25 protein-coding genes are annotated in these 24,211 nt (G+C 61.6%); 8 read left to right on the top strand and 17 right to left on the bottom strand.

Annotation, left to right across the window (positions count from 1 at the left end; genetic code table 11):
* Positions 1-62 precede the first annotated feature (62 nt).
* On the top strand, positions 63-1,070 hold the full coding sequence (locus ACYVHK_RS18695) for a GlxA family transcriptional regulator (RefSeq protein ID WP_460535204.1): 1,008 nt from the start codon (positions 63-65) through the stop codon (positions 1,068-1,070).
* Between the two features lie 78 nt (positions 1,071-1,148).
* Here ACYVHK_RS18695 and ACYVHK_RS18690 read toward each other — a convergent pair whose 3' ends face one another.
* Both ACYVHK_RS18690 and ACYVHK_RS18685 read right to left on the bottom strand, forming a co-directional pair.
* The gene (locus ACYVHK_RS18690; protein ID WP_460535202.1) at positions 1,149-2,087 is read right to left on the bottom strand and encodes a GGDEF domain-containing protein; all 939 of its coding nucleotides are present in this window, start codon (positions 2,085-2,087) and stop codon (positions 1,149-1,151) included.
* A gap of 42 nt (positions 2,088-2,129) precedes the next feature.
* Positions 2,130-3,017, bottom strand: coding sequence for a hypothetical protein (locus ACYVHK_RS18685; RefSeq protein WP_460535450.1), 888 nt, complete (start codon positions 3,015-3,017; stop codon positions 2,130-2,132).
* A gap of 449 nt (positions 3,018-3,466) precedes the next feature.
* Between ACYVHK_RS18685 and ACYVHK_RS18680 the strand changes: the two genes are divergently transcribed.
* From ACYVHK_RS18680 to ACYVHK_RS18650, 7 genes are all read left to right on the top strand, one after another.
* Positions 3,467-5,620, top strand: coding sequence for a TonB-dependent siderophore receptor (locus ACYVHK_RS18680; protein ID WP_460535200.1), 2,154 nt, complete (start codon positions 3,467-3,469; stop codon positions 5,618-5,620).
* Positions 5,621-5,800: 180 nt separating this feature from the next.
* Positions 5,801-6,100, top strand: coding sequence for a hypothetical protein (locus ACYVHK_RS18675; protein ID WP_460535198.1), 300 nt, complete (start codon positions 5,801-5,803; stop codon positions 6,098-6,100).
* Positions 6,101-6,122: 22 nt separating this feature from the next.
* On the top strand, positions 6,123-7,829 hold the full coding sequence (locus tag ACYVHK_RS18670; RefSeq protein ID WP_460535196.1) for a PepSY-associated TM helix domain-containing protein: 1,707 nt from the start codon (positions 6,123-6,125) through the stop codon (positions 7,827-7,829).
* Positions 7,826-8,164 carry a DUF3325 domain-containing protein gene (locus ACYVHK_RS18665; protein ID WP_460535193.1) on the top strand — a complete coding sequence of 113 codons (339 nt, stop codon included), beginning with the start codon at positions 7,826-7,828 and terminating at the stop codon, positions 8,162-8,164. Before ACYVHK_RS18670 ends, ACYVHK_RS18665 begins: the two co-directional genes overlap by 4 nt.
* A gap of 101 nt (positions 8,165-8,265) precedes the next feature.
* Positions 8,266-8,742: a helix-turn-helix transcriptional regulator gene (locus ACYVHK_RS18660; protein WP_460535191.1), complete on the top strand. Its 477-nt coding sequence runs from the start codon at positions 8,266-8,268 to the stop codon at positions 8,740-8,742.
* Positions 8,739-9,152, top strand: coding sequence for a VOC family protein (locus ACYVHK_RS18655; RefSeq protein ID WP_460535189.1), 414 nt, complete (start codon positions 8,739-8,741; stop codon positions 9,150-9,152). The genes ACYVHK_RS18660 and ACYVHK_RS18655 overlap by 4 nt, the downstream gene beginning before the upstream one ends.
* Positions 9,149-9,370, top strand: a complete 222-nt coding sequence (locus ACYVHK_RS18650; RefSeq protein ID WP_460535186.1) for a hypothetical protein — start codon at positions 9,149-9,151, stop codon at positions 9,368-9,370. Before ACYVHK_RS18655 ends, ACYVHK_RS18650 begins: the two co-directional genes overlap by 4 nt.
* 44 nt (positions 9,371-9,414) lie before the next feature.
* Here the strand turns inward: ACYVHK_RS18650 and glmS are convergent, their stop codons facing one another.
* The 15 genes from glmS to mnmG form a co-directional block, all read right to left on the bottom strand.
* Positions 9,415-11,238 carry a glutamine--fructose-6-phosphate aminotransferase gene (gene glmS / locus ACYVHK_RS18645; RefSeq protein ID WP_460535183.1) on the bottom strand — a complete coding sequence of 608 codons (1,824 nt, stop codon included), beginning with the start codon at positions 11,236-11,238 and terminating at the stop codon, positions 9,415-9,417.
* A gap of 137 nt (positions 11,239-11,375) precedes the next feature.
* Positions 11,376-12,743, bottom strand: a complete 1,368-nt coding sequence (glmU, locus tag ACYVHK_RS18640; protein WP_460535180.1) for a bifunctional UDP-N-acetylglucosamine diphosphorylase/glucosamine-1-phosphate N-acetyltransferase GlmU — start codon at positions 12,741-12,743, stop codon at positions 11,376-11,378.
* A gap of 109 nt (positions 12,744-12,852) precedes the next feature.
* Complete coding sequence (locus tag ACYVHK_RS18635; protein WP_460535177.1) at positions 12,853-13,278, bottom strand: F0F1 ATP synthase subunit epsilon; 426 nt, start codon at positions 13,276-13,278, stop codon at positions 12,853-12,855.
* An 11-nt stretch (positions 13,279-13,289) separates the two neighbouring features.
* A complete protein-coding gene (gene atpD, locus ACYVHK_RS18630; RefSeq protein WP_460535176.1) occupies positions 13,290-14,708 on the bottom strand; it encodes a F0F1 ATP synthase subunit beta in 1,419 nt (472 codons plus the stop codon).
* A 40-nt stretch (positions 14,709-14,748) separates the two neighbouring features.
* The gene (gene atpG, locus ACYVHK_RS18625) at positions 14,749-15,615 is read right to left on the bottom strand and encodes a F0F1 ATP synthase subunit gamma (RefSeq protein ID WP_460535174.1); all 867 of its coding nucleotides are present in this window, start codon (positions 15,613-15,615) and stop codon (positions 14,749-14,751) included.
* Positions 15,616-15,643: 28 nt separating this feature from the next.
* Positions 15,644-17,185, bottom strand: coding sequence for a F0F1 ATP synthase subunit alpha (atpA, locus tag ACYVHK_RS18620; RefSeq protein ID WP_460535171.1), 1,542 nt, complete (start codon positions 17,183-17,185; stop codon positions 15,644-15,646).
* Positions 17,186-17,196: 11 nt separating this feature from the next.
* Positions 17,197-17,733 (bottom strand): FoF1 ATP synthase subunit delta, encoded by a 537-nt coding sequence (locus ACYVHK_RS18615; protein ID WP_460535169.1) that lies wholly within the window; start codon positions 17,731-17,733, stop codon positions 17,197-17,199.
* A 6-nt stretch (positions 17,734-17,739) separates the two neighbouring features.
* Complete coding sequence (locus ACYVHK_RS18610; protein ID WP_460535167.1) at positions 17,740-18,210, bottom strand: F0F1 ATP synthase subunit B; 471 nt, start codon at positions 18,208-18,210, stop codon at positions 17,740-17,742.
* A 30-nt stretch (positions 18,211-18,240) separates the two neighbouring features.
* Complete coding sequence (gene atpE, locus ACYVHK_RS18605; RefSeq protein ID WP_460535165.1) at positions 18,241-18,513, bottom strand: FoF1 ATP synthase subunit c; 273 nt, start codon at positions 18,511-18,513, stop codon at positions 18,241-18,243.
* A gap of 56 nt (positions 18,514-18,569) precedes the next feature.
* Positions 18,570-19,421 (bottom strand): FoF1 ATP synthase subunit A, encoded by an 852-nt coding sequence (atpB, locus tag ACYVHK_RS18600; RefSeq protein ID WP_460535163.1) that lies wholly within the window; start codon positions 19,419-19,421, stop codon positions 18,570-18,572.
* A gap of 17 nt (positions 19,422-19,438) precedes the next feature.
* Positions 19,439-19,846, bottom strand: coding sequence for a hypothetical protein (locus ACYVHK_RS18595; protein ID WP_460535161.1), 408 nt, complete (start codon positions 19,844-19,846; stop codon positions 19,439-19,441).
* A gap of 100 nt (positions 19,847-19,946) precedes the next feature.
* The gene (locus ACYVHK_RS18590) at positions 19,947-20,795 is read right to left on the bottom strand and encodes a ParB/RepB/Spo0J family partition protein (protein WP_460535159.1); all 849 of its coding nucleotides are present in this window, start codon (positions 20,793-20,795) and stop codon (positions 19,947-19,949) included.
* Positions 20,796-20,799: 4 nt separating this feature from the next.
* Positions 20,800-21,564, bottom strand: a complete 765-nt coding sequence (locus ACYVHK_RS18585) for a ParA family protein (protein ID WP_460535156.1) — start codon at positions 21,562-21,564, stop codon at positions 20,800-20,802.
* Positions 21,561-22,202, bottom strand: coding sequence for a 16S rRNA (guanine(527)-N(7))-methyltransferase RsmG (gene rsmG, locus ACYVHK_RS18580; protein WP_460535154.1), 642 nt, complete (start codon positions 22,200-22,202; stop codon positions 21,561-21,563). The genes ACYVHK_RS18585 and rsmG overlap by 4 nt, the downstream gene beginning before the upstream one ends.
* On the bottom strand, positions 22,199-24,106 hold the full coding sequence (gene mnmG, locus ACYVHK_RS18575) for a tRNA uridine-5-carboxymethylaminomethyl(34) synthesis enzyme MnmG (protein WP_460535152.1): 1,908 nt from the start codon (positions 24,104-24,106) through the stop codon (positions 22,199-22,201). Before mnmG ends, rsmG begins: the two co-directional genes overlap by 4 nt.
* Between the last annotated feature and the right edge of the window lie 105 nt (positions 24,107-24,211).

Below are 24,211 nucleotides of genomic sequence, written 5' to 3'. Positions count from 1 at the left end.
GATTGCGCTATTTCAGCAAGTACCGAACAATCCGTGTTGATTTGAACCGCCAGATTCATGACATGAACCGCAATCACCTCGACCGGCGAATCCGCGTTGCCATCCTGCTGCCGCAGCGTGTGCTGGCCGGTTACGTCTTCATCACCCAGGAGCTCTTGCTGCTCGCCGGCACCATGCAGGCGCGCAGCCGCGACGTATTGGGGAGCCGTTTGTTCGAGATTGACCTGCTGTCGCACGACGGCGGACCGGTCGCCAATGTCGGCGGTGTCGCCATTCCGGCCTCGACCGCCATATCCTCTACCGATACGCACGAGATCGTCATCGTCCCGGGCCAGTTCATGCCGGATGCCGAGCCGAATGCGGAAGACGCCGCCTTCGTCAGTTGGCTACAGCATCGCTATGCCGCCGGCGCGGTGCTGGTCGCCCTGAATGCCGCGGTTCTGCTTGCCAAGGCTGGATTGCTCGACGGTCGCCATGCCACCGGCCTGCCCAGCGAGCGCGCCATGTTTGCCCGCCACTTCCCACAGGTCCGTTACGACCCGGCCAAGCCGCTGGTGGTGGATGAAAGACTGATCACGGTCAGTGGCATCAATCCGGCGGTTGATGCCTGCGCCTACGTCATCGACCGCTGCCTGGGTGCCGGTGCCTCGCGCCGTCTGCTGCGGCTGGCTCTGACCCAGTCCTTGCCGTCCTACGAGCACATGGCGGTCTGGACCGCACAGTTCAAGCAACATGGAGACAATCCGGTACTGGCTGTGCAGGAGACGATCGAACGGGACTTGGCCCAACTCCCGACGCTGGCGGAGCTAGCCGCACAAGTCGCGATGAGCGAACGCAGCCTGTCGCGGCGCTTTGCCGCGGCGACAGGCTGCAACCTTCGGCAATACGTAGCGGCACTGCGGCTCGAGTTGGCGGCCTTTCTATTACGGACAAGCCGGCTGGGTCTGGTGCAGATTGCCGACGAGTGTGGTTTCAGCAGCGCCAGCGCGTTGAGCCGGGCATTTCAGGCAGGGTTTGGGCACAGCGCGATGGGGTACCGCCAGCACCAGCAGACACGGGCGGCCCCCTGAACGGCGAGCGGGGGCGTATATGGACCCGCCAGCATGCATCCGGCATGACAATCTACCCCAGGAGTCTGCTTCGCGTGCCTATGTCGCCACCAACGTGGCCTCGATCCGGTTCCGGCCGTTCTGCTTGGCCGCATACAGCAGCCTATCCACGGCATGGATGAAATCTGTGGGGCTCTCGTCATCATTTGGGATGATCGTACCGACCCCCATGCTGACGGTGACAAACTGGCCGACAGATGATCGTTCATGCGCAATGGCCTGTTTTTCGATCAACCGCTGGCAGCGTTCGGCCACTTTCAGGGCCGCCTCGGCATCGGTCTCCGGCAGCATCAGAATAAACTCCTCACCGCCATAGCGCGCAGCCAGGTCGCGTGGACCGGCGAGTGCCAGGTTCAGCGTCTGGGCAATCTTGGTCAGACAGCTATCGCCCTGGATATGGCCGTAGAGATCGTTGAACTGCTTGAAGAAGTCGACATCCAGCAGAATCAGCGACAAGGGCTGCTGGCTGCTGCGCGCACTTTCCCATTCCATTTCCAGGCTGGCATCGAACCGGCGCCGGTTGGCGATGCCCGTCAGCCCATCCTTGAAGGACAAAGCTTCCAGCTCCCGCTGCAAGCTCAGGAGCTTTTCCTCGGTCTTCTTGCGCTCGCTGATGTCGAACATGAAACCGACCAGGGCGTCGACGTCACCGTCGTCCTTGCGTACCACGTGAACGACATCCCGTATCCATACGTAGCCGTTGTCCTTGGTCAGCGCGCGGTAATCCGCTTCATGATCGACACCGGCCTTGGATTGGGCAATGCAGAAGTTCACCACATGGTCACGGTCATCCGGGTGGATGCGCATGGCCCAGTCCTCGGCACTGACCCAGCTCTCCTGGCTCCAACCCAACAGGGGTTCGATCTGTGGGCCGATATAGGCAAAACGCATGCTGGCCCAGTCGATCTTCCAGGGTATGGCCTGGGTGGATTCCAGCAGTGTCTTGTACACCGCGCTGTCGATGTCGAGGTCGCTCATGATGGATGTGTCGCTCGCCTTCCTGTTGGTCGTTCCGGTGACTCAAGCGATGGTAACGGGCCTGCCGTGTGCTGTCGGGACGGCATTCCAGTACCAATAGAAATAGCCATGGTCTTTTTGCAACAAGGTATGGGTGGTCACGCTGCTCTGTGTGATATCGCCCCAGCAGGCGCGCGCGGAGTTGCGGTTGTTATGCAGATCAATACATGCCTGCCCGAGCAACGCTGGCTTGGGTGGGATATACAAGGCGCTACCACGCGGCACCCACAGATCAGCCAGCCGTATCTTGCCGAGCTTTGGCCAATAGCGCCCAACTGAAATGACTAGGGGTTGTGTCGGGTCGGTAGAGGCAAACACATGCGGGAAGTCGTGATGCTCAAGATCGGTGCACACCACGCTGAGCAGTTGGTTGCCGGTTTTCTGGTAAGGAGACCAGTGCCCGGCAAACACACCGTATTCGTATTCGATCTGTTGCAGTTCAACCACCGGACTGCTCAGCACCACAGCCTGGCCCGGCTCGACCAAGGTAATACCGAAGGCTGCCGCAATGTCGCGCGTCGCCCACAGTGGCGCATACACCACTTCCGTCGCGGCGAATCCTAACTGCGTTTCCACACCATAAGGTGGTGAGGGTTTCACCCCAAGCAGCTCCGCCACCAGGTATTCGTTACCAACCGCCAATGCCGGATCTGTCACCGCAGGACTGAGCGGGTCGAGCCCGACCGGCAGTTCCTGGACAAACTGAGGCTGACCATCAACGTTGTAGAAAAACGGTGTCTTGACGGTATCGACCTTCGTCTCGTGCAGCGCCTTGATAAACACAGGCGTGTCGAAAATCGGCTCTGACATGGGCTGACGCATCCTTGAATCTGCAGGCAGGAAGCACCCATTTGACCATAAGTACATGCAGAGATGATGAAGGTCGATCATCCAACGCAAAGTAGCCCCTCCACCCGGCATTAGGCAGATACCGTACCGCGGCGACTCAGGCTAGACCGCCCAGACCTTTAAGTGGGACACCGCCATTACCGCGCCCCACGAACCCGGTTCGAGCACGGCTAAAGACCAAACAGCGTCTTGATCCCAGCAATGTTGTACAAAAGTTCCGGTCCGGAATACAATTGATAGTAATTCTTATTCAATATTCATTTCATTGGCTGCCGCAGGGTATCGCCCTGCGGCGCACACGCTGCACCCGGACATCATGGCCTTATCCCCTGCCGCTTCGGCGGCCACACGCAGCGGCCACCAGAGCGGTTGCAGCGTTGGCGATTTCGCTGCCCGGGCAATGATCCAGACCGTCCGTTAATCCCCTGGCAGCAAGACCCCTTGTGCGGCGGCAGCCAGACCGCTTTTTGACCTTTCGAGGAGTACCGTCCATGTCCCGCCGTCACAGCGCCAACCCGCCTGCTGAGCGCTTTCCGAACGCCGCCCAACGCCCTGCCATGCAGCTGGCAGCACTGCTCGCCGCCGCCCTGTGGGCACCGAGCGTGCATGCCGAGACCGAGCCTGCTAGCACGCCGACAGCGCAGGACAGCGACAAGGTCGTGATCGCCGGCAAGCGCAAGCATCGCGTTTCCAAGGGGGCGACCAACCTGAAGCTGGAGATCAAGGACACGCCGCAGACCATCAGCACGATCGACAAGGAGACCCTGCGGGACTTTGGTGCCTCGGGCAGCAACGACGCACTGCGTTTCGGCACGGGCATCGTGGTCGACGAGTGGGAAACCAACCGCACCAGCTTCCAGGCTCGCGGCTTCGATGTGATGCTCACCCAGGTCGATGGCCTGGGCATGACCAACGACTGGGGCCTGGTCGAGAGCCAGAAGGACACCTACCTGTTCGAGCGCATCGAGCTGATCCGCGGCGCCAACGGCTTGTTGACCGGTGTCGGTAACGCCTCGGGCACGATCAACTACGTACGTAAGCGCCCAACCAACACCGATGGCGGCGAAGTTATCGCCAGTGCAGGCTCCTATGGTCTCAAGCGCCTCGCGCTCGACTACAACAAGGTGCTCACCCCCGATGGTGAATGGGCGGCGCGTCTCGTTGTGGCCCATGAGGACAAGGACTCCTACATCCGCGCCTTGCACAACAAACGCGACACGGTCTACGGCGTCATTGACGGCCAGATCGGCAATGATGGTGTGCTGACCCTCGGCTTCACCTATCAGGATGCCAAGCAACGCTCGCCAATGTGGGGTTCGCTGACCCTGCCTCGCGCCAATGGCACGCTGGCCGACTTTGATGTATCGGCCTCCACCTCGCAAGACTGGGCACGCTGGAACAACCGTTCGCTCGACGCCTTCGTCGAATACACCCACACCCTGTCGACCGACTGGGAAGCCAAGCTGACCTACAACCATAACAAGGGCGAAAACAGTAGCAAGCTGTTCTACGCCTACTCCCCTACGGGCACCCTGAACAACGACAACACCGGGCTCGTGGGTTGGCCGTATCGCAGCGAAGGCGATACCAGCGCCGACGTGTTCGATGCCAACCTCAACGGCCGCTTCAGCGCCTTTGGCCGCAAGCATGAAGCCGTGATCGGTGTGAGCCACTCCAAGCAGAAGAACAACGCCATCTCCTACGATGCCACGGGCTACGTCGGGCTGCCGCTGCCGGCCTTCCCGTACGGCGGCAATGTCTATCCGGAACCCATCTGGGGCAAGACCTCCATCGCGGCGGACGGCAACCAGCAGATCACGCGTCTGTACGCCGCTACCCGTCTGGCGCTGACCGATGAGTTGAAGGGTATCGTCGGTGTGAACTCGATCAACCTGAAGCGTGATGGCACCTCGATCTACGGTGGTGGCGTCGCCCTCACCAACGAGAAGACCAACAAGGTCAGCCCCTATGTTGGCACGACCTACGACATCACCAAGGATGTACTGGGCTACGCCTCGTATTCCGATATCTTCCAGGCGCAGGACCAGCGCGACATCAACGGTGCCTTCCTCAAGCCCATGAAGGGCGTCAACACCGAAGTCGGGGTGAAGGCCGAGTGGCTGAACCGCCAGCTGCTGACCACCTTCGCGGTATTCAGCGCCAAGCAGGAGGGCTTGGCGACCGAGGCAGGCTTTGACCCGGTAGCGCAGCAATCCTACTACGCACCCAAGGATGTGAAGTCGCGCGGCTTCGAGATCGAGGCCACCGGCCGTCTTGATAAAGACACCAAGCTCACCGTTGGCTACACCCAGCTCAAGCTGACCGGCCCGGATGGCAACAGCATCTACGAATGGGTACCGCGTCGCACGCTGAAGCTGCTGGTCGACACCCGCTCGTCTGCCCTGCCGCAACTGCGCTATGGCGCCGCGACCCGTTGGCAGTCCGATATCAACAAGATTGGCGGCGCACGTCAGGATTCCTACCTGCTCGCCAACGTCTTCGGTGCCTACGAGCTGACCAAGGACGCCACGGTGCGGCTGAACATCGACAACCTGTTCGACAAGAAGTACCTCCGCACGGTGCAGTTCGGCGCGATCTACGGTGCACCGCGCACCACGTCGGTCTCGCTCGAATACAAGCTCTGAGCGGAGAGCAGAAGCAAACGCTGGCAAGCCGGGCAGGCCAGAGCCTGCCCACACCAGCCCGGCTCTGGCAATGTGCCAGGGCGGGTGGTATCAGGAAAAGTGGCCCCGCTCATGGGTGCCGCTTTTTCGCATTTTTACCGGTCGGCACCGAAAGACAGCGACGACCCCGGAGTAGCCTCCTTGTCTGAAAGCATGAAGAACCGTTTACTCGTGCTGGCGCGCATCGCCGCCGCACTGCTGGGTGGCTATGTGTTCACCTGGGGCCTGGCCGCGTTGGCGATTGTTGCCCTGGTTGCCGCCGGCACCGATTTTGAAGAAGCCGAGCACGGCGTGATGCTGCTGGCCTTTATCGTTTTCCTGCTTGCCTTCCTGTGGTCCTTTGCCGGCCGCAGCCTGGTGCGCATCTGGGCCGTGCTGGCCGGCGGCGGCGCGACGATGACGCTGGCCGCCTGGCTCTTGCAGCGCAGCCTGCTGAACTGAAATCGCAACAGGAATCACCACGATGTTCCAAAGCTTCCGCCACTCGATGACCTGGTTGCACACCTGGTTCGGCCTGACACTGGGCTATGTACTGATGGTGTGCTTCTTTTTTGGCTCACTCTCGGTGTTCGACCGCGAAATTGATCGCTGGGCACTGCCCGATACGCGCTTCCCTGCGCAGCCGGCGCCCTCGTTCGACACGGTACTCAAGCCGATCTACGCAAAGCTCAAGCCGCACCCCGTGGACTTGGCCGTCACGCAGGAGCGGGTAGTTGGGACCATACCCGACCCCAACACCCTGCCGATGTCCTCGCTGTACTACTACACCACCCACCGCGACCCGGTGCTGGCCATCGGTGCGGAGTTCGACATCCCCAACAAGCCCAAGGATGCCTCCGACGAGCACCAGCATGTGCATGGCTGGGCAACCCTGGACCCGCGCACCGGCGCCTTCCTGACCGAGGGGCAGCTCAAGCTGGGCAGCGAGTTCTTTTACCCGATGCACTACAGCCTGCACCTGAGCTGGCAAAACCTGGGCTACTGGGTGGTGGGCCTCGCGGCCCTCGTCATGCTGGCCGCGCTGGTCAGTGGCGTCGTGATGCACAAGAAGATCTTCCGTGAGTTCTTTACCTTCCGCCCCTGGAAGCGCACCCAGCGCAGCAGCCTGGATCTGCATAACCTGACGGGCATCGCCGGTCTGCCCTTCCATTTCTTTTTTGCCTTAACCGGCCTCGTGATCTTTGCCGGCATCTACCTGCCCCTGGCCGAGACCATGCTCCAACCGCTGCACAAGCAGCACGAGGTGATGGAAGCCACACGCACCGGCCTCGCCCATGAGGAAGCTGGCGTGCCGGCACCGCTCTCATCGGTGGATGCGATGGTGGTGGAAGCCAAACGGCGCTGGGCAGCACGCAACATGCCCGGCGAGGTGGGCTACCTCTATATCAACCACCTGGGCGACAAGAACGGCTATGTGAGCATCTATCGCGCAGGGAATGACCAAGTGGCCCTCGTGGGCCAGGGCGTGCACTTCGAAGCCAGCAGCGGCCGTGTCATTCGCGAAGACCCCTCCCCCTCGGCCGTGATGAGCGTGAACGAATTCCTGACCGGCTTGCACCTGCAGCACTTCCGTCACTGGTTGCTGCGCTGGCTCTATGTGGTGGGCGGCATGCTGGGTTGCGTCTGCATTGCCACCGGCTTCATCTTCTTTGTCGAGAAGCGCAAGGCGCAGCACGCCAAGCGCGGCAACATGGGCAGCCGCACGGTCGATGCCCTGGCGGTCTGCTCGGTCATCGGCATGGTGATCGCCGCGGCAAGCATGCTGCTCGCCAACCGCGCGCTACCGGCCGACATGGCGGATAAAGGGGGCTGGGAGACCAATGTGTTCTGGAGCGCCTGGGCGCTCAGCTTCATCCATGCCGCCATCCGCAGTGGTCCGGTGGCGCAGGGCCGCATCAACCCGGCCTGGCGCGAGCAGTGCTGGGCGCTGGCGGCCATAGCCGTCGCAGCCGTGGCCATAAATTGGGTCAGCACGGGTGACCACCTGATCAAGACCCTGTTCACCAGCACCTATTGGCCAGTGGCCGGCCTGGACCTGAGCCTGCTGGCCGCCGCCAGCATCGCCCTCTTCGCCAGCCGCAAGCTGGCTCGGCAGGAGCAGCAGACCGCGCAAGCCCCTGGCCCAGCACGCGCCAAAACCCTGCCGGCCGCGAGCGAGGTGACACCATGAAGGAAGCACTCTGGATCTGCCAACTGGGTGCTGCCGTGGCAACCATCATCGGCTTTGCCTGGCTGTCGCTGGCCATGGACGGCCACTGGCAGCAGGTGCACGGCGGCACGACGCCCGCGCGCAAGGTGCGGACCACACTGCGGGCGCTAGGTGCAGCCAGCCTGATCACCTCAGCCGCGCTGTGCTTTATCGTTGACCGGCCAACCATGGCAATGCTGGTCTGGCTGATGCTGCTGGCCGGCTCCGCCCCCTTGATCGCCGTGACCCTGGCCTTCCGGCCGCGGCTCTTGCGCCTGGTCTGGCCCTGGGGCGACCGCATAGCCCGAGCCCGCTAAAGGACGGGGGATTTTGTTGGGGGGAATGCCTTGTGCGAGACTGGATGCCCCCCCCCTAGCAAAGGACCCGCGGTGACTGCTGACCTGAGCCGCGGCAAGTGATGAGCCAGAGCCCCGAGCTATTGCGACGCTTGCTGCGCGCAAAAGACAAGATGGACGCTGCCTCCCATGAGGAGTGGCCCATTGAGCGATTGGCAGCGGTGAGCGCCGTCTCGGCTGCGCACTTTGCGCGCTCGTTCAAGGCGGCATTTGGCCTGCCTCCGCACCGCTACTTGCTGACCCGCCGCATAGAGCGTGCCGTTGCGCTGCTGCGCGACACCGATCTGGCCATTACCGATATCGCCTTCCAGACCGGCTGGAAGAGCCTGGGTACCTTTGGGCGTATCTTCCGCGACATCACGGGCGAGAACCCCGGCAATCTGCGAACACGCGATCAGGCAGCACCGCACGAGCGGGAGCAGGTGCCCGAATGCCTGGTGCGCGCCGCCCACCGACCCGACCTGCAAATAGCAGTTTCGGAGAAGCGACGGGAGCAGGCCGTTGAGACAATGGACGCTCAATCAAGGGAGGTCCCATGAATCAAGGCATAGAAGTAGTAGGCGTGTACGTGCGCGATCAGGACGAGGCACTGGTGTTCTACGTCGAACGACTGGGCTTTCGCATCCATACGGATGTTCGTAACGGCGATTACCGTTGGCTGACGGTACAACACCCGGAGCAGCCTTCGTTTCAACTCGGCCTCTTCAAACCCGGCCCACCACTGCATGACCCGGCCACCGCCAAGACCCTGAACGAAGTTGTCGCCAAGGGCGCCATGCCGCCGCTGGTGCTGGTGGTGGATGACTGTCGCGCGGCCTATGAGCGGTTGAACAAGCGGGGCGTGGAGTTCACGCAGGAGCCGGTTGAGCGCTACGGCACCGTGGATGCGGGGTTTCGTGATCCGTCCGGCAATGGCTGGAAGATGATACAAGCCCGGGGCGCCAAATGAGCTGGGCCCGAGGTATGCAGCAAAGCCACCGCTGGCTGTCCATCGTCTTCACGGTCACAGTCGTCGCCAACTTTGCCTACCGGGCCGCGGCATCGGGCGAGCCACCGATGTGGCTGACCTACGCACCGCTGCCACCGCTCTTTCTGCAGCTGATTTCCGGCCTGTACCTTTTTGCGCTGCCCTATGTGGCCAAGGGGCGCAGCAAACAGCACGCCTGAAAGGCTGTCCAGCGGGCGCCGTAGCGACGCCCGCTGGCAGTGGCTTACTCCACCGTCACCGACTTCGCGAGGTTCCGTGGCTTGTCCACGTCCGTGCCGCGGGCCAGGGCGGTGTGATAGGCCAGCAACTGCACCGGGATCGCATGGACCACCGGTGACAGTACGCCCACATGGCGCGGGGTGCGGATCACGTGCACGCCGTCCGACTCGCCAAAATGGCTGTCGAGGTCGGCAAACACGAACAGTTCGCCGCCGCGGGCGCGGACTTCCTGCATATTGGACTTCACCTTCTCCAGCAGCGTGTCGTTGGGGGCGATCACCACCACCGGCATGGCTTCGTCCACCAGGGCGAGCGGGCCATGCTTGAGTTCACCGGCGGCGTAGGCCTCGGCGTGGATGTAGGTGATCTCCTTGAGCTTGAGCGCGCCTTCCATGGCAATCGGATAGTGCACGCCACGGCCCAGGTAGAGCGCGTGCTGCTTGGGCGAGAAACGGTCGGCCCAGGGCTTGATCTGCGGCTCCAGGTTCAGCGCATGCTGCACGCTGCCCGGTAGCTGACGCAGCGCGTCCAGATAGCCTTGTTCGGCTTCGTCATCGAGCTTGCCACCGAGCTTGGCCAGGGTGGCGGCCAGCGTGAACAGCGCCACCAGCTGGGTCGTGAAGGCCTTGGTCGAGGCGACACCGATCTCGGCGCCAGCGCGGGTGTAGAACACCAGCTTGCTGGCGCGCGGAATGGCCGATTCCTGCACATTGCAGATCGACAGGCTCAGCTTGTGACCCTTGGACTGGGCGTACTTGAGCGCTTCCATCGTATCCAGCGTTTCGCCGGATTGGGAGATGGTGACGATCAGGTGCTTGGGATTGGCCACCGCATCGCGGTAACGGTATTCGCTGGCAATCTCGACCGAGCACGGCAGCTTGGCGATGCTCTCTATCCAGTACTTGGCAACGGAACCGGCGTAGAAGCTGGTGCCGCAGGCGAGGATCTGCACGCCTTCCACCTGGCTCAGGTGCTGGCCTTCCACATCGCCAAACAAGCTGGGCGCAAAACCCTGCTCCATGACCTGCTCGATGGTATCGGCCAGAGCCTTGGGCTGCTCGTGGATTTCCTTCTGCATGAAGTGGTTGTAAGGGCCCAGCTCCAGCGAGGCGAGCGAGACGTCGGACAAGCGCACCGGGCGCTCGACCGGGCGATCCTGGCGGTCGTAGACCTTCACACCATCGACCGTCAGGGCCGCAACATCGCCCTCTTCCAGGAACATCACCTTGCGCGTGGCGGCCAGCACGGCCGAAACATCCGACGCGAGGAAATTCTCACCCTCGCCCAGGCCCACCAGCAGCGGGCAACCCATGCGGGCGCCCACCAGCAGGTCCGGCTGGGCGATGGAAATCACGCCGATGGCATAGGCACCATGCAGGTCACGCACGGCGCGCTGTACCGCCTGCAGCAGGTCATCGGTCTGCTTCAGGTAGTGCTGCACCAGGTGGGCGATGACCTCGGTATCGGTCTGCGATTCGAACACATAGCCCAGCGACTTCAGGTGGGCACGTTGCTGGTCGTGGTTTTCGATGATGCCGTTGTGCACGACCACCACGCTGCCGGACATGTGCGGGTGGGCATTCGGCTCGGTCACTCCACCGTGGGTCGCCCAACGGGTATGGCCAATGCCGAGCTGGCCATGCGTACGCTCGATACGCGCCGCCTGCTCCATCTCCGCCACGCGACCCACCCGGCGCACCCGCTGGATGCCGCCGTTGAGCACGGCGATGCCGGAGGAGTCGTAACCCCGATATTCAAGGCGCTTCAGCCCATCGATCAGGTGGGCAACTACATCACGTTGCGCAATTGCGCCGACGATCCCGCACATGGCACTACTCCGTTAAATTCACGATGACCCAAGTCTAAGCAAGCTTTTACATGATGGGTGTATGTTTTCGTCATTGTGAATTTTAACGAATTAATGTCATTGGCATTTTTTGTTTTGCTTGGTTGTGAAATCCCGATCTATTTGCTTTTGGTCGGCCGTTTCCAGCCGGCGATCGATTTCTGCCCACGAGCCCGGCAGATGGTCAATGCATCAGCCGGCGCATCGGTGGTGATCGTGGAGCCCGCCGCGATATAGGCGCGATCGCCAATCGTCACTGGCGCCACCAATTGGCTGTCGGTACCAATGAAGGCGTCATCGCCGATCCTGGTGACAAACTTGTTGGCGCCGTCGTAGTTGCAGGTGATCACCCCGGCCGAGACGTTCACCCGTTCACCGATTACCGCATCTCCCAAATAAGCCAGGTGGCCGGCCTTGCTGCCGTTGCCAAGCCGCGCCTTCTTCAGTTCCACGAAGTTACCAACATGGACCTTCTCGCCGAGCACCGAATCCGGTCGCACGCGGGCAAAGGGGCCCAGGTCGGAACCCGCCCCGACCACGCTGTCCTCGATCACGGTGTTGGCCTTGATGATGACACCGTCACCGAGCGTGACGTTCTTCAGGTAGACGTTCGGCCCGAGCTTCACACCATGGCCGAGCTTGATCGTCCCCTCCAGGATCACGTTGACGTCGATCTCCACGTCCTGGCCATGCTGAACCGTGCCGCGCAGGTCGAAGCGACTCGGGTCAAGCAGGGTCACGCCTGCCGCCAGCAGCCGGTCGGCCTGCTGACGCTGGTAGACACGTTCCAGCTCGGCCAATTGGCGCTTGTCGTTCACGCCGGCCGGCTCGTAGGGGTCGGACGCAATCACGGTATCGACCACCACGCCGTCCGCCACCGCCATGGCGATCACGTCGGTCAGGTAATACTCGCCCTGGGCATTGGCGTTCTTGAGCCGTGGCAGCCAGTCGCGCAGCTTAGCCATCGGTGCGGCGATAAAACCGGTGTTGATCTCGCGAATGGCCTTCTGGGCCTCGTCGGCATCCTTCTGCTCGACAATGCTCTGCACCTTGCCTTCGGCATTGCGGACGATACGGCCGTAGCCCGTCGGGTTGTCCATGATGGCTGTCAGTACGGCCAACCGGCCCTCGCCCGCCTTGTCGAGCAAGGCACGCAGCGTGGCAGGCGTGATCAACGGGCAGTCGCCGTACAGGATCAGCCCGACACCCTCCCCACACTCCGGCAGCGCCTGCGCCACCGCATGGCCGGTACCCAGCTGCTCGGCCTGCAACGCCCAGCGGATGTCCGCCTGCCCCTGAAAGGCAGAGAGCACCTGCTCGCCACCATGGCCATAGACCACGACCAGCCGCTCGGCGGCCAGCGCACGGCCGGCATCGAGCACATGGCCCAGCATGGGTTTGCCGGCGATGGGCTGCAGTACCTTGGGCAGGCGGGAGTTCATGCGCTTGCCCTGGCCGGCGGCGAGAATGATGACGTTCAAAGACATGGCGGGACTCGACAAGTAAAAGGGTCAGCCCCGATTATCGCGGCCGACCCTGGAAAAAATAAAGGGCAAGCTGACGCTTGCCCTTTATTCTTGTTACTGCGAAGCCCGATCAGGCGCGGTTGCGCAACTTCTTGATCGCAGCCAGCTGGGCGACAGCCTGCGCCAGTTCGGCCTGAGCCGAGGCGTAGTCGATCGAACCCGAGCGGTTGGCCAGCGCTTCTTCCGCCAATTTCTTGGCTTCCAGCGCCTTTGCTTCATCGAGATCGCCGCCGCGGATCGCGGTGTCGGCAAGTACCGTCACAACGTGCGGTTGCACTTCGAGGATGCCACCGGACACGTAGACCAGGACTTCCTCTTGGTTGCTGTTGGCGACCTTGATGCGCAGCACACCCGGCTTGATGCGGGTGAGCAGCGGAGCGTGGCGAGGCAGCACGCCGATTTCGCCCATCTCGCCCGGAACCGCCAGGAATTCAGCGGTACCCGAGTAGATTTGCTCTTCAGCGCTTACTACGTCCACATGCATGGTCATGGCCATATCTCGCTACCTTATGCCAGGGTCTTGGCTTTTTCGACAGCTTCGTCGATACCGCCGACCATGTAGAAGGCCTGTTCCGGCAGATGATCGTACTCGCCAGCCAGAATACCCTTGAAGCCGCGCAGGGTTTCCTTCAGCGAAACATACTTGCCAGGTGCGCCGGTAAACACTTCGGCGACATGGAAAGGCTGCGACAGGAAACGCTGGATCTTACGGGCGCGAGCCACGACCAGCTTGTCTTCCGGCGACAGTTCGTCCATACCCAGAATCGCGATGATGTCGCGCAGTTCCTTGTAGCGCTGCAGCGTCGACTGAACGCCACGGGCCACCGAGTAGTGCTCTTCGCCCACGACTTGCGGGTCCAGCTGACGCGAGGTCGAGTCGAGCGGGTCCACGGCAGGGTAGATACCCAGCGAGGCGATATCACGCGACAGCACGACGGTTGCGTCCAAGTGGGCGAAGGTCGTAGCAGGCGACGGGTCGGTCAAGTCATCGGCAGGGACGTAAACGGCCTGGATGGAGGTGATCGAACCGGTCTTGGTCGAGGTGATACGCTCTTGCAGACGGCCCATTTCGTCAGCCAGCGTAGGCTGATAGCCCACGGCGGACGGCATACGGCCCAGCAGAGCGGATACTTCGGTACCAGCCAGGGTGTAACGGTAGATGTTGTCCACGAAGAACAGCACGTCACGGCCCTTGCCGTTTTCGTCCTTCTCGTCGCGGAAGTACTCGGCCATGGTCAGACCGGTCAGCGCAGCGCGCAGACGGTTGCCGGGAGGCTCGTTCATCTGGCCGTAAACCATGGCCACTTTCGATTCGGCCAGGTTGTCCAGCTTGATAACGCCAGAGTCAGCCATCTCGTGATAGAAGTCGTTACCTTCACGAGTACGCTCACCCACACCAGCGAACACCGACAGACCCGAGTGAGCCTTGGCGATGTTGTTGATGAGTTCCAGCATGTTCACGGTCTTGCCCACACCGGCGCCACCGAACAGACCCACCTTGCCGCCCTTGGCGAACGGGCAGATCAGGTCGATCACCTTGATACCGGTTTCCAGCAGGTCCACCGAGCTCGACAGTTCGTCAAACTTCGGGGCCTTGCGGTGGATGGACCAACGCTCTTCGGACACCACGGGACCGACTTCGTCCACCGGGTTGCCCAGCACGTCCATGATACGGCCCAGCGTAGCCTTGCCGACCGGCACCGAAATCGGGTTGCCGGTGTTCAGCACAGCCTGGCCGCGCTTCACGCCATCGGTCGTACCCATGGCGATTGCACGGACCACACCATCACCCAGCTGCTGCTGAACTTCCAGCGTCAGTTCCGGGCTGGCCAGCGTCAGCGCGTCAAATACCTTTGGCATGGCGTCGCGTGGGAATTCCACGTCAACCACCGGGCCAATGATTTGCACGATTTTACCTTGGCTCATCGTTGCATTCCTTAATGTTAAATACTGTTCCGCGCTGCGATCAAACCGCTGCTGCACCGGCGACGATTTCCGACAGTTCCTTGGTGATGGCTGCCTGGCGGGTCTTGTTGTAGACCAGCTTGAGCTCATCAATCACCGTTCCGGCGTTGTCGGAAGCGGCCTTCATGGCCACCATCCGCGCGCTTTGTTCGGAAGCGATGTTTTCGGACACTGCCTGGTACACCAGCGCCTCGATATAACGAATCAGCAGATCGTCGATCACCACTTCGGGCGCCGGTTCGTAGATGTACTCGAACGGGTGCTCGCTGACCGGCTTCATGCGGTCTGCCGGCACCGGCAGGAGTTGTTCCATCACCGGTTCCTGCCTCATCGTGTTGATGAAGCGGGTGTAAACGATATGCAGTTCGTCGATCTCGCCAGCCAGGTAAGCATCAAGCATTACCTTGACCGGTCCGATCAGTCTGTCGAGGTGCGGCGTATCACCGAGCTGCGTGACGTGCGAGGTCACTCGCGCGCCAGCGCGCTGCATGAAGCCAAAGCCCTTATTACCGATGGCGGTGACATCGACTTCGATGCCGGCCTGTTGCCAGGCCTTCATCTGGTTCAGCGAGGTGCGCAACACGTTGGTGTTGAGGCCACCACACAGACCCTTGTCGGTCGTTACCACGATAATGCCGGCGCGCTTCGTTTGCGCACGCTTGGTCAGGAACGGGTGAGCGTAGTCCTGCAGGGCTTGGGCCAGGTGGGCGGTCACATTACGGATTTTTTCACCGTAAGGACGAGCCGCCTTCATCCGGGCTTGGGCCTTGCGCATCTTGGACGCGGCTACCATTTCCATGGCGCGGGTGATCTTGCGCGTGTTTTGCACGCTCTTGATCTTGTTGCGAATTTCTTTGCCGCCTGCCATGACTTGACCTTTCTCTCGTTAGATCAAATCAGAAAGCGCCGTTGGCCTTGAACGACTTGATGGCTTCCGCCAGCTTCTTGTCGTTGTCGCCAGACAGCTCACCCTTACCGTCCATCTCAGCGATGATTTCGGCATGGTTGGCCTTCACATAGGCATACAGCGCGGATTCGAAGGCCAGGGCCTTCTCGACCGGCACATCATCAGCCAGACCCTTTTCCACCGCGTACAGGGTCACGGACAGCTGCGATACCTTGAACGGGGCGTATTGGTTCTGCTTCAGCAGTTCGGTCACCAGACGGCCGCGGTCCAGCTGCTTGCGGGTTGCTTCGTCGAGGTCGGAAGCAAACTGGGCAAAGGCAGCGAGTTCACGGTACTGGGCCAAAGCGGTACGGATACCACCGGCGAGCTTCTTGACGACCTTGGTCTGGGCTGCACCACCGACGCGCGACACCGAGATACCGGCGTTGATGGCGGGGCGGATACCAGCGTTGAACAGGTCCGATTCCAGGAAGATCTGGCCGTCGGTAATCGAGATCACGTTGGTCGGCACGAAGGCGGACACGTCACCGGCTTGCGTTTCGATGATAGGCAGGGCGGTCAAAGAACCGGTCTTGCCCTTCACGGCGCCGTTGGTGATCTTCTCGATGTAGTCTTCGTTGACGCGCGATGCACGTTCCAGCAGACGCGAGTGGATGTAGAACACATCACCCGGGTAAGCTTCACGGCCCGGCGGACGACGCAGCAGCAGCGAGATCTGACGGTAGGCAACGGCTTGCTTGGACAAGTCGTCGTACACGATCAGTGCATCTTCACCGATGTCGCGGAAGTACTCACCCATGGCGCAACCGGCGTAAGGCGACAGGTACTGCATCGCGGCCGATTCGGAAGCCGAGGCGGCAACCACGATGGTGTGGTCCAGCGCGCCGTGCTCTTCCAGCTTGCGCACCACGTTGGCGATCGACGAAGCCTTCTGGCCGATAGCAACGTAGATACAGGTAACGCCGTTACCCTTCTGGTTGATGATCGCGTCCAGCGCAACGGCAGTCTTGCCGGTCTGACGGTCACCAATGATCAGTTCACGCTGACCACGACCAACTGGCACCATGGCGTCGATCGCCTTGATACCGGTTTGCAGCGGCTGCGACACCGATTGACGGGCGATAACGCCAGGGGCGATCTTTTCGATCGGGCTGGTGCCCGAAGCATTGATCGGGCCCTTGCCGTCGATAGGCTGACCCAGGGCGTTCACGACGCGACCCTTCAGTTCCGGACCAACCGGTACTTCCAGGATGCGGCCGGTGCACTTGACTTCCGAACCTTCGGAAATGTGCTCGTAGTCACCCAGGATAACGGCGCCAACGGAGTCACGCTCCAAGTTCAGTGCCAGGCCAAAGGTGTTGCCCACGAATTCGAGCATTTCGCCCTGCATGACTTCAGACAGGCCGTGCACGCGGACGATACCGTCGGTCACCGAGACCACGGTACCGGTCGTGCGGCTTTCTGCGCCAGCGGACAGGTTCTGAATCTTGCTCTTGATCAGGTCGCTGATCTCGGACGGATTCAATTGCATAATTTGCACTCCTAACTGGTGAGGCGGGCCGCGAGGGCCGCCAGCTTGCCACGCACCGAGGCGTCGATGACGTCATCACCAACGGTCATGCGCACGCCACCGATCAGATCGGTGTTCACGCTGACAGTGGTCTCGATCTTCTTGCCGACGCGCGCCGTCAGGATGGACTTGATTTCGTCCAGCTGGGCAGCGGTCAACTCGAAGGCCGACTCGATGTGCGCCGTAACCGAACCCTCTTCTGCCGCCTTCAGTTGCTCGAACAGTTCGGCAACGTGGGGCAGCAGGGCAAAGCGGCGGCTTTCCAGCACGGTGGCAACAAAGTTGCTCACCTGCTGGGTGGCGCGCGCGCCGAGCAGTTCGGTCAGGAGCGCTTGTACCTGGCTCGCGGAGAACTTCGGATTGGCGGCGAACTCGACTGCCAGCGGGTCTTGCGCGGCGGCGGCCAGTACAGCCAGCGCCTCCGACCAGGCCGGCAGGCTGTTCGCTTCCTTCGCCAGCCGGAATACGGCTTCGGCGTAGGGTCTTGCGACGGTAATGAGTTCAGCCATGAGCGTTTACAGCTCCGCTTTAAGGGAAGACAGCAGGTCGGCGTGACGAGCGGCGTCCACTTCCTTACGCAGGATCTTCTCTGCGCCGGCAACGGCCAGGGCGGAAACCTGCTGACGCAGTTCTTCCTTGGCTTGATGGACTTGCTGGTCAACTTCGGCCTTGGCACCAGCGATCAGGCGGTCGCCTTCGACGCGAGCTGCGTCCTTGGCTTCTTCCACGATGCTGCTGGCACGCTTCTCAGCTTGGGCGATGATCTCGGACGCTTGCGACTTGGCCTTGCGCAGTTCCTCGGCAGCACGCTTTTCAGCGAGCTCGAGGTCATGCTTGGCGCGGTCAGCAGCGGACAAGCCGTCTGCGATGCGCTTGGCACGCTCTTCCAGTGCGGCGATCAGTGGAGGCCAGATGAACTTCCACGTAAACAGCACCAGAATCGCAAAGACCAACGCCTGCAGAAACAGGGTTGCATTTGGATTCATGGATTAACCCTTTCGATTAAACGGGGTTAATTACTTGATCAGAGCAACCAGCGGGTTACCGAAGGCGAACATCAGGGCCACAGCAACGGCGATAATGAAGATGGCGTCAACCAGACCGGCGATAACGAACAGCTTAGGTTGCAGGGCAGCGGCGGATTCCGGCTGGCGAGCAGCGCCTTCCAGGAACTTGGCACCAACCAGAGCCACGCCGATAGCGGCGCCAACGCCTGCCAGACCAATCATCAGGCCGATGGCGATAGCGGTGAATTGCTGAACGTTAGCGATCAGGACTGCGTGTTCCATTTGTTACTCCTAGTTGAGGATGGTGATTTAAAGAAAAAAGTGAAACGAAATATGTCTTAGTGTTCTTCGACAGCCAGACCACAGTACACAATGGTCAGCATCATGAAGATGTATGCCTGCAGGATCACGATCAGCACGTGGAAGATCGCCCAGGCAGAGCCGGCAACAACCTGGCCCAACGCACCCAGCAGCGAACCTGCATCGAAACCGGTCCAACCCATGCCCAAGAGGGCGATCAGCATGAACACCAGTTCGCCGGCGAACATGTTGCCGACCAACCGCAGGGCTAGCGACAGGATGCGCGAACCGTATTCGATACACTGCATGGCGGCGTTGACCGGCAGCAGGATGATCTTCATGCCGATGCTTTCGGCATGGAACGGGGCGGTGAAGAATTCAACGAAGAAGCCGACAAAGCCCTTGGCCTGGATGCCAAGGCCGATGGACAGCAGCACCACGGACAGCGACATGGCCAGACCCTGGTTGATGTCAGCGGTCGGCACGACCTTCAGGTGTTGCAGGCCCAGCTCGCCAGCGATACGCGGCAGCAGGTCGACCGGCAGGAAGTCCATGGCGTTCATCAGGACCACCCAGACGAATACGGTCAGGCCCAGCGGGGCGACCAAAGTGCTCTTGCCGTGGAAGATTTCCTTGACGTTCGATTGCACCAGCTCGACCACCAGCTCGATGAAGAGCTGGAACTTGGACGGCTTGTCGACCGAGGCGCGACGTGCGACCAGGCCAAATACGGCCACGAACACGAAGCCCAGGAACAAGGCGATCCAGAACGTGTCCAGATGGAGGTTGCCAGGATCATTGGCGGCGAGATCATAGTTGGCGCGCAGATTCAGCAGGTGATGCTGGATGTATTCTGTCGCGTTGGCAGGTGCGTGGTGTTCAGCCGACATAGTGTTTGAGCAGTGATTTATTTGGAAATAAGTACCAGCAAATAAGCCGCCAGGGCGACTACGAATGCACCGGCGAACCACAGTGCATTCGCCCCGAAAAACATGAAGCCGGCGAGCAAGAGCATCAGCGCGACGACAAGCTTGACGATTTCCGCCAGTAAGAACTGGGCGAGCATCGCTTTCGGGGCCGGAATTCCTCGGAATCGGCTGATACGGCCATAGGCAAACACCGCTGCGATCTGGCTCAAACCACCGGCTAGGGCAGCGAGCATCGCTTTGGCATCGGCGATAAAAAATGCTGTCGCGGCAACGATCCCGGTCAGGATCGACATCACGAGCAGCACGGCGCGTATCTGTTTCCTCAGTTTTTCGGCCGGATCAAGCGGCCGAGAAAACTCGCGGATATTAGCGTTTTGTTGGTGCATAGGTCAAGCCGAGCGCCCGATAACGGGGCGTAATCGCCTGTTTTTTCGGATGAATTCCGTATTGTAGGGGGCAGCAGGCGACTACGCGCGGCCGAGTAACTTACTTGCCCAGCAGTTCCAGCAGGGTATCGAGCTGGTCCAGCGAGCCATATTCGATGGTGACCTTGCCCCGGCCTTTGCGGCCCGCGGCAATCTGCACCTTGGCGCCCAGCTTGTCGGAAAGGTCGGTCTGCAGCCGTGCGAGATCAGGATCGACCTTCTTCTGCATCACGGCCGCCGGTGCCGGTTGGCCCGCCAGCAGCACCTGCACCAGCTTCTCGGTCTCGCGGACCGACAGGCCTTTCTCGGCCACCAGCTTGGCGGTCTCGATCTGCTTGAGTACCGGCAAGCTCAACAGGGCGCGGGCGTGGCCCATGTCCAGCGCGCCCTGCATTAACTGGTCACGTACTGGCTCGGCCAGGTTCAAGAGACGCAGCAGGTTGGTTACTGCCGAGCGCGACTTGCCCACCGCGTGTGCACAGGCCTCATGGGTCATGCCGAACTCGTCGATCAGGCGCTGCAGGCCGATCGCTTCTTCCAGCGGGTTCAGGTTCTCGCGCTGGATGTTCTCGATCAGGGCCATCACCAGCACGACTTCGTCCGAGACCTTGCGCACCACCACAGGCACTTCGCTCAGGCCGGCCTTTTGCGAGGCGCGCCAACGGCGCTCACCGGCGATGATCTCGTAGCGATCAACACCAATCTCACGCACGAGGATAGGCTGGATCACACCCTGGGTGCGGATACTCTCGGCCAGATCCGCTAGCGCATGCTCGTCCATATGGCTGCGCGGCTGGTATTTACCCGGTTGCAGATGGTGGACAGGCAGGGTCTGCAACTTGTCCTCGGCCGGTGCCGAGCTGCCCAGCAGCGCATCCAGACCACGTCCAAGACCTTTGAGTTTGGCCATCTTCTTACTTTCCAAAGCGTGCGATCAGCTCGTCGGCCAGCTCGCGATATGCCTGCGCACCGCGCGAGGACTTGTCATAGGAGAAAATTGGCTTGCCGAAGCTCGGGGCTTCCGCCAAGCGGATATTGCGGGGGATCACCGTCTTGAACACCTTGTCGCCAAAGTGCTGGGCCAACTGGGCCACCACCTGTTGTGCCAGGGTCGAGCGCGGGTCATAGAGCGTACGCAGCAGGCCGTCGATCTCGATCCGCGGATTAATCGCCAGCCGCACCTTGCGCAAGGTATTGACCAGATCGGTCAGGCCTTCCAGTGCGTAGTACTCGCACTGCATGGGGATGATCACGCCATCGGCCGCGGCCAGCCCGTTCAGAGTCAGCATGTTCAGGGCCGGCGGGCAGTCGATCAGAATGAAGTCGTACTGCTGGCGTACGCTGTCTAGCGCGATGCGCAGCCGCACCTCACGGTGCTCAACCTCGATCAGCTCGACCTCGGCTCCGCCCAGTTCGCGGTTGGCCGGCAGAATATCGAACTCATGTTCGGTGGTGACGCGCACATCCTCCAGCTCGGCATGGCCCAGCAACAGGTGGTAGACACTGCGGCCCAGGCCCTGCTTGTCCACGCCGCAACCCATGGTGGCATTGCCCTGCGGGTCCAGGTCGATCAGCAGTACCCGCTTGCCGGCCTGGGCCAGCCCAGCGGCCAGGTTCACGGCACTGGTGGTCTTGCCGACGCCACCTTTCTGGTTGGTGATGGCAAGGACGCGGCTCATGCTTTCAACCCCATCCAGACAATGCAGCGCTCGGCGCCCAGGCCAGGCACGGCCAACGGCTGGATGTCGGACGCGATATCGGCTGGCAGGGCGGCGATTTCCTCGAACGGCTGCACGCCCTTCAGTGCGGCCCAATGGCCGCCCGTGGCCAACAACTGGCGGGTCAGGCGGACAAAATCGGCCAGGTCGGCAAAGGCGCGCGAGGTGATCAGGTCGTAACCGCCCTCGACCGCCACGTTCTCGACCCGGTCGCACACCACGGTCACGTTCTTCAAGCCCAGCTCGATGACGGCCTGCTGCAGAAAGGCGGTCTTCTTGTGGTTGCTATCGAGCAGGGTGATCTGCCAATCCGGCTGCAGAATGGCGAAGGGAATACCCGGCTGTCCGCCACCACTGCCAACATCCAGCACGCGTTGCGGGCTGCGAGCGGCAACCGGCGCAAGGGCCGCCAGGCTGTCCAGCAAATGGTGGGAGACCATGCGTTCCGGCTCGGTAATGGCCGTCAGGCTATAGGTCTTGTTCCACTTCAGGAGGAGGCCAAGATAAGCCAGCAGGCGGCCCACCGTCGCGTCATCGAGCGACAGGCCCAGCGCCTGCAATCCATCCCTCAGCTGCAATTCTTGTTGTTGGCCGATCATGCGGTCTTGGTCGTTATATCGTCTTGGGCGGCCTTGAAGCCACGTTTTAGATGTACCAGCAGCAAACCAATCGCGGCTGGCGTCATGCCCTGCAGTCTCGATGCCTGCCCCAGCGTCTCCGGCCGCGCCTGGTTCAGGCGTTGCTGGACTTCCTTGGACAGCCCCGGCACCTTGCCGTAGTCCAAGTCCGAGGGCAAGCGTACCTCTTCAATCTCGCTACGGCGCGCCACTTCATCCTTCTGGCGCTCCACATAGCCGGCGTACTTGACCTGGATCTCGACCTGCTCGGCCACCAGGGGGTCGGTCACCGGCTCGCCGGCGACCGGCAAGGTCAGGAGCTTGCCATAGTCCACGTTCGGACGACGCAAGAGTTGTTCCAGGGTGTACTCGCGCTCGATCTGCTGGCCGAACACCCGCTCGGCATCCTCCGGCGTCACCAAGCGCGGGTTGACCCAGGTCGACTTCAGTCTTTCCAGCTCGGCCGCCACGGCATCACGCTTGCGGCAGAACAGGTCCCACTGCGCGTCCCCCACCACACCCAGGCGACGACCATCCTCGGTCAGGCGCAGGTCGGCGTTGTCTTCACGCAACTGCAGGCGGAATTCGGCGCGGCTGGTGAACATGCGGTAGGGCTCGGACACGCCACGGGTGATCAGGTCGTCGACCAGCACGCCGAGGTAGGCCTGGTCGCGACCTGGCGTCCAGCCATCCTTGCCCTGCACCTGCAGCGCAGCGTTGAGGCCGGCGAACAGACCCTGGGCGGCTGCTTCCTCGTAGCCGGTGGTGCCATTGATCTGGCCGGCAAAGAACAGGCCGTTGATGGCCTTGCTCTCGAACGTGGCCTTGAGCGCACGCGGATCAAAGTAGTCGTACTCGATCGCATAACCTGGCCGCAGGATATGGGCGTTCTCCATGCCGCGGATGGAGCGCACCGCCGCCAGTTGGATATCGAAGGGCAGCGAGGTACTGATCCCGTTGGGATAGAACTCGTGCGTATCGAGGCCCTCCGGCTCCAGGAATATCTGGTGCGAATCCTTGTCGGCAAAGCGATTGATCTTGTCCTCGATGGACGGGCAGTAGCGCGGACCGACGCCTTCGATCACCCCGGTGAACATCGGCGAACGGTCAAAGCCGCTGCGGATGATCTCGTGGGTACGCTCATTCGTGTGCGTAATCCAGCACGGCAGCTGGCGCGGGTGCATGGCGCGATTGCCACGGACAGAGAACACCGGCGTCGGGTCATCGCCGGGCTGGGCTTCCAGCAGGCTGAAGTCGATGCTGCGGCCGTCGATGCGCGGTGGCGTTCCGGTCTTGAGCCGACCGACCGGCAGGCTCAGTTCACGCAGGCGCGACGACAGCGTGACCGAGGCCGGGTCGCCGGCACGGCCGCCAGTATGGTTTTCCAGGCCGACATGGATCTTGCCGGCCAGGAAGGTACCGGCCGTCAGGACCACCGTCGGCGCCTCGAAGCGGATGCCGATCTGGGTGATGACCCCCACGACCTTCTCACCTTCGACCACGATGTCGTCCACGGCCTGCTGGAACAAGGTCAGATTGGGCTGGTTCTCCAGCATGCTGCGGATCGCGGCCTTGTACAGCACCCGATCGGCCTGCGCGCGGGTCGCCCGTACGGCGGGTCCCTTGCTGGAATTGAGGGTGCGGAACTGGATGCCGCCCATGTCGGTAGCAAGCGCCATGGCACCGCCCAGCGCATCGACCTCCTTCACCAGGTGGCCCTTGCCGATGCCGCCGATCGAGGGGTTGCAGCTCATCTGCCCCAGCGTCTCGATATTGTGGCTCAACAGCAGGGTGCGCACGCCCATGCGGGCAGCAGCCAGCGCGGCCTCGGTGCCGGCATGGCCGCCACCGATTACGATCACATCGAAACGTTCTGGGTAAAGCATGGTGTTAAGTGCCTGAATATGAACGGCAAAGGGGCCGTATTGTACGACAGAAAGGTACTTGCCCGCCAACAGCGCCTCGCTGCTTGTCTGATAAGCCCCGCACAG

This window comes from Chitinimonas naiadis (genome assembly GCF_054780835.1).
This window is presented reverse-complemented; position numbering and strand designations above follow the sequence as displayed.

What these genes read in the sequence shown, in the direction of transcription:
- ACYVHK_RS18695 (WP_460535204.1), top strand. Translation starts at nt 63, where the DNA reads ATGAACCGCAATCACCTCGACCGGCGAATCCGCGTTGCCATCCTGCTG.
- ACYVHK_RS18690 (WP_460535202.1), bottom strand. Translation starts at nt 2,087, where the DNA reads ATGAGCGACCTCGACATCGACAGCGCGGTGTACAAGACACTGCTGGAA.
- ACYVHK_RS18685 (WP_460535450.1), bottom strand. Translation starts at nt 3,017, where the DNA reads ATGATCGACCTTCATCATCTCTGCATGTACTTATGGTCAAATGGGTGC.
- ACYVHK_RS18680 (WP_460535200.1), top strand. Translation starts at nt 3,467, where the DNA reads ATGTCCCGCCGTCACAGCGCCAACCCGCCTGCTGAGCGCTTTCCGAAC.
- ACYVHK_RS18670 (WP_460535196.1), top strand. Translation starts at nt 6,123, where the DNA reads ATGTTCCAAAGCTTCCGCCACTCGATGACCTGGTTGCACACCTGGTTC.
- ACYVHK_RS18665 (WP_460535193.1), top strand. Translation starts at nt 7,826, where the DNA reads ATGAAGGAAGCACTCTGGATCTGCCAACTGGGTGCTGCCGTGGCAACC.
- ACYVHK_RS18660 (WP_460535191.1), top strand. Translation starts at nt 8,266, where the DNA reads ATGAGCCAGAGCCCCGAGCTATTGCGACGCTTGCTGCGCGCAAAAGAC.
- ACYVHK_RS18655 (WP_460535189.1), top strand. Translation starts at nt 8,739, where the DNA reads ATGAATCAAGGCATAGAAGTAGTAGGCGTGTACGTGCGCGATCAGGAC.
- ACYVHK_RS18650 (WP_460535186.1), top strand. Translation starts at nt 9,149, where the DNA reads ATGAGCTGGGCCCGAGGTATGCAGCAAAGCCACCGCTGGCTGTCCATC.
- glmS (WP_460535183.1), bottom strand. Translation starts at nt 11,238, where the DNA reads ATGTGCGGGATCGTCGGCGCAATTGCGCAACGTGATGTAGTTGCCCAC.
- glmU (WP_460535180.1), bottom strand. Translation starts at nt 12,743, where the DNA reads ATGTCTTTGAACGTCATCATTCTCGCCGCCGGCCAGGGCAAGCGCATG.
- ACYVHK_RS18635 (WP_460535177.1), bottom strand. Translation starts at nt 13,278, where the DNA reads ATGGCCATGACCATGCATGTGGACGTAGTAAGCGCTGAAGAGCAAATC.
- atpD (WP_460535176.1), bottom strand. Translation starts at nt 14,708, where the DNA reads ATGAGCCAAGGTAAAATCGTGCAAATCATTGGCCCGGTGGTTGACGTG.
- atpG (WP_460535174.1), bottom strand. Translation starts at nt 15,615, where the DNA reads ATGGCAGGCGGCAAAGAAATTCGCAACAAGATCAAGAGCGTGCAAAAC.
- atpA (WP_460535171.1), bottom strand. Translation starts at nt 17,185, where the DNA reads ATGCAATTGAATCCGTCCGAGATCAGCGACCTGATCAAGAGCAAGATT.
- ACYVHK_RS18615 (WP_460535169.1), bottom strand. Translation starts at nt 17,733, where the DNA reads ATGGCTGAACTCATTACCGTCGCAAGACCCTACGCCGAAGCCGTATTC.
- ACYVHK_RS18610 (WP_460535167.1), bottom strand. Translation starts at nt 18,210, where the DNA reads ATGAATCCAAATGCAACCCTGTTTCTGCAGGCGTTGGTCTTTGCGATT.
- atpE (WP_460535165.1), bottom strand. Translation starts at nt 18,513, where the DNA reads ATGGAACACGCAGTCCTGATCGCTAACGTTCAGCAATTCACCGCTATC.
- atpB (WP_460535163.1), bottom strand. Translation starts at nt 19,421, where the DNA reads ATGTCGGCTGAACACCACGCACCTGCCAACGCGACAGAATACATCCAG.
- ACYVHK_RS18595 (WP_460535161.1), bottom strand. Translation starts at nt 19,846, where the DNA reads ATGCACCAACAAAACGCTAATATCCGCGAGTTTTCTCGGCCGCTTGAT.
- ACYVHK_RS18590 (WP_460535159.1), bottom strand. Translation starts at nt 20,795, where the DNA reads ATGGCCAAACTCAAAGGTCTTGGACGTGGTCTGGATGCGCTGCTGGGC.
- ACYVHK_RS18585 (WP_460535156.1), bottom strand. Translation starts at nt 21,564, where the DNA reads ATGAGCCGCGTCCTTGCCATCACCAACCAGAAAGGTGGCGTCGGCAAG.
- rsmG (WP_460535154.1), bottom strand. Translation starts at nt 22,202, where the DNA reads ATGATCGGCCAACAACAAGAATTGCAGCTGAGGGATGGATTGCAGGCG.
- mnmG (WP_460535152.1), bottom strand. Translation starts at nt 24,106, where the DNA reads ATGCTTTACCCAGAACGTTTCGATGTGATCGTAATCGGTGGCGGCCAT.